Source organism: Streptomyces sp. NPDC055078 (assembly GCF_053607985.1).
Genome location: NZ_JBSGUP010000826.1, coordinates 1 through 3,203, shown reverse-complemented (window position 1 = coordinate 3,203; position 3,203 = coordinate 1). Strand labels below are relative to the sequence as shown.

Sequence of the window (3,203 nt, the reverse complement as noted above, 5' to 3'; positions counted from 1 at the left end):
CCACGGACCGGCCCGGTTTCTTTTCCCGGCCCACCACGAGCGGTGCCCCCGCCCCCGCCTCTGCCCCCGCCTCCGGTCGGCGCCAGGCCCCCGGCACCAGGCACCAGGCCCCGCCCCCCGGGACCAGGCCCCCGCCCCCCGGCCGCCCCGCAGCCCGCGCGTCAGTCGCGACCCGCCCAGATGTTCGTGCCCGCCGTGTCCAGGGCGAAGGCGTCGATCTCGGTCAGCTCCGCCGCGGTCAGCGGCGGACCCGTGAGCGCCCCGATGTTCTCCTCCAACTGCGCCACACTCGACGCGCCGATCAGCGCCGACGTCATTCGGGGGTCCCGCAGCACCCAGGCGATCGCGAGCTGTGCCAGCGACTGCCCACGGCGGCCGGCGATGTCGTTCAGCCCGTTGAGCCTGCGGACGACCTCGTCGGAGAGCAGACCGGGGTCGAGGGACTTGCCCTGGCTGGCCCGGGAGCCCTCAGGGATGCCGTTGAGGTACTTCCCGGTGAGCAGTCCCTGGGCCAGCGGGACGAAGGAGATACAGCCCATGCCCGCCGGCTCCAGCGTGTCGAGGAGCGCGTCGTCCTCGATCCAGCGGTTGATCATGGAGTAGGAGGGCTGGTGGATCAGGGCGGGCACCCCCATGTCCGCCAGGAGCCGCGCCGCGCGGGCGGTCTGCTCCGCGGTGTACGACGACACGCCGGCGTACAGCGCCTTCCCCCGCTGTACGGCCGAGGCCAGCGCCCCCATCGTCTCTTCGAGCGGGGTGTGCGGATCGAAGCGGTGGGAGTAGAAGATGTCGACGTACTCCAGCCCCATGCGCCGCAGGGACGCGTCCAGCGAGGACAGCAGGTACTTGCGCGACCCCCATTCGCCGTACGGCCCCGGATGCATCAGATAGCCGGCCTTGGTCGAGAGGACCAGCTCGTCCCGGTGGGCGGCGAAATCCTGCGCGAAGATCTTGCCGAAGTTCAGCTCGGCCGAGCCGGGCGGCGGGCCGTAGTTGTTCGCCAGGTCGAAGTGGGTGACGCCCAGATCGAAGGCGCGGCGCAGGATGGCGCGCTGCGACGCCAGGGTGCGGTCGTCGCCGAAGTTGTGCCAGAGGCCGAGCGACAGCGCGGGCAGTTTCAGTCCGGAGCGGCCACTGCGCCGGTACTCCATCGACTCGTAGCGATCCGGAGCGGCGGCATAGGAGTTTGAGTCAGTCACACCTGCCTCCCTATCACGCCCCCGTGACCGGCCGAATTATGGCGCTGTGTCCGGTCCGCGGGGGCGTGGCCGCGCCCTGGGCCCCGAGGCCGTCGACATCGAACATATCTCCGAACTGCTCCGCGCCCGGCGTCAGCCGGATCCGGTCCGGTGATCCGTACCGGCGGCGGACGGCGGCTGTCCGGTTCATGCCCCGGTAGTGCGCCCGCGCGGAGTACCACCGCCGCCACGGCGGCTGACACTCCTTAGGGGGGACGCCCTCAGCACAACCCATCACCCGGTGTTCATCCATACGTCGTCCCCCACCTGGCATGGTGACGCGTGTTCGAGGGAATATCCCTTGCAGGTCGACGTCCGATCCAGGAACGTCGTATCTCAGTGAGTGGCTTTGACCACTCACCCGGGAGGCCCTTTGCGCACGATGGCACGCACCCCCTGTGCGGACCACGCGGAGGGCCGGTGCTCGGCCCGCGCACAGGGGCCCGAAGCCCGGCTCTTCCCCCGCCCCAGGCGGGGGGACCGCGTCTCCTGCCCCCGCGCAGGAGACCTCTGGCCCGTGACGGCGAAGCACCGCCGACCTCATTCGAGGGGGTACGTCCTTCCGTGGTGAACAGCACAAAGCGCCGGATGCCCGACAGGCGCACTTACGTTCTCGACACCAGCGTCCTGCTGGCCGATCCGAACGCCCTGACCCGTTTCGACGAGCACGAAGTGGTGCTCCCGATCGTGGTCATCACGGAACTGGAGGCCAAGAGGCACCATCCGGAGCTGGGCTACTTCGCCCGCCAGGCCCTGCGCCTGCTGGACGACTGCCGCATCCGCTTCGGACGCCTGGATTCCCCCATCCCCATGGGCGACCTCGGCGGCACCCTGCGGGTCGAGCTGAACCACTCCGATCCCGGCGTCCTCCCCGCCGGGTTCCGGCTCGGCGACAACGACTCACGGATCCTGGCGGTGGCGAGAAACCTTCAGGCCGAGGGGTACGACGTCACCGTCGTCTCCAAGGACCTGCCGCTGCGCATCAAGGCGTCATCCGTCGGCCTGCTGGCCGAGGAGTACCGCGCCGAGCTGGCCATCACCGACTCCGGCTGGACCGGTATGTCGGAGCTGTCGCTCTCCGCCGAGCAGGTGGATCTGCTCTACAGCGAGGAGACGCTGTACGTCCCCGAGGCGGGCGAGCTGCCCGTCCACACCGGGCTCGTCCTCCAGTCCGAGCGCGGCAAGGCGCTCGGCCGGGTCACCGCCGACGGCAATGTACGGCTGGTGCGCGGCGACCGGGAGGCGTTCGGCATCCACGGCCGCAGCGCCGAGCAGCGCATCGGGCTCGATCTGCTCCTCGACCCCGAGGTCGGCATCGTCTCGCTCGGCGGCCGGGCCGGCACCGGCAAGTCGGCGCTCGCGCTCTGCGCCGGACTGGAAGCGGTCCTGGAGCGCCGGCAGCACCAGAAGGTGATGGTCTTCCGTCCGCTGTACGCGGTGGGCGGCCAGGAGCTGGGATATCTCCCCGGCACCGAGGCCGAGAAGATGAGCCCCTGGGCCCAGGCGGTCTTCGACACGCTGTCGGCGGTGGCGGGCCGCGATGTGATCGAGGAGGTGCTGGGGCGCGGCATGCTCGAAGTCCTGCCGCTCACCCATATCCGCGGCCGTTCGCTGCACGACGCGTTCGTCATCGTGGACGAGGCCCAGTCGCTGGAGCGCAATGTCCTGCTGACGGTGCTCTCCCGTATCGGGGCGAACTCCCGGGTCGTTCTCACCCATGATGTGGCACAGCGGGACAATCTGCGGGTCGGCCGCTACGACGGAGTCGTCGCCGTGGTGGAGAAGCTGAAGGGGCATCCGCTCTTCGCGCATGTCACCCTCACCCGCTCCGAGCGGTCCCAGATCGCCGCGCTGGTCACCGAGATGCTGGAGGACGGACAGATCTGAGGGACCGTTCCGGCCCTCCACCGGGCCCGACCGTTCCGGCCGTGCACAGGGCCCGACAGATCCGGCCCTCCACCGCTC

Annotated in this window: 3 protein-coding genes; 1 reads left to right on the top strand and 2 read right to left on the bottom strand. The window is 70.3% G+C overall.

The window, feature by feature from the left end:
- Window positions 1-161 precede the first annotated feature (161 nt).
- Entirely contained in the window at window positions 162-1,199 is a 1,038-nt protein-coding gene (gene mgrA, locus ACWF94_RS37300) for an L-glyceraldehyde 3-phosphate reductase (protein WP_453499175.1), read from the bottom strand.
- A 13-nt stretch (window positions 1,200-1,212) separates the two neighbouring features.
- A complete protein-coding gene (locus tag ACWF94_RS37295) occupies window positions 1,213-1,389 on the bottom strand; it encodes a hypothetical protein (RefSeq protein WP_453499173.1) in 177 nt (58 codons plus the stop codon).
- Window positions 1,390-1,802: 413 nt separating this feature from the next.
- Here ACWF94_RS37295 and ACWF94_RS37290 point away from each other — a divergent pair, with 413 nt between their 5' ends.
- Window positions 1,803-3,125: a PhoH family protein gene (locus ACWF94_RS37290; protein WP_453499171.1), complete on the top strand. Its 1,323-nt coding sequence runs from the start codon at window positions 1,803-1,805 to the stop codon at window positions 3,123-3,125.
- The last annotated feature ends 78 nt before the right edge of the window (window positions 3,126-3,203 follow it).

Excerpts from the sequence above, each read along its gene's own strand:
- ACWF94_RS37295 (WP_453499173.1), bottom strand. The coding sequence starts at position 1,389 with ATGAACCGGACAGCCGCCGTCCGCCGCCGGTACGGATCACCGGACCGG.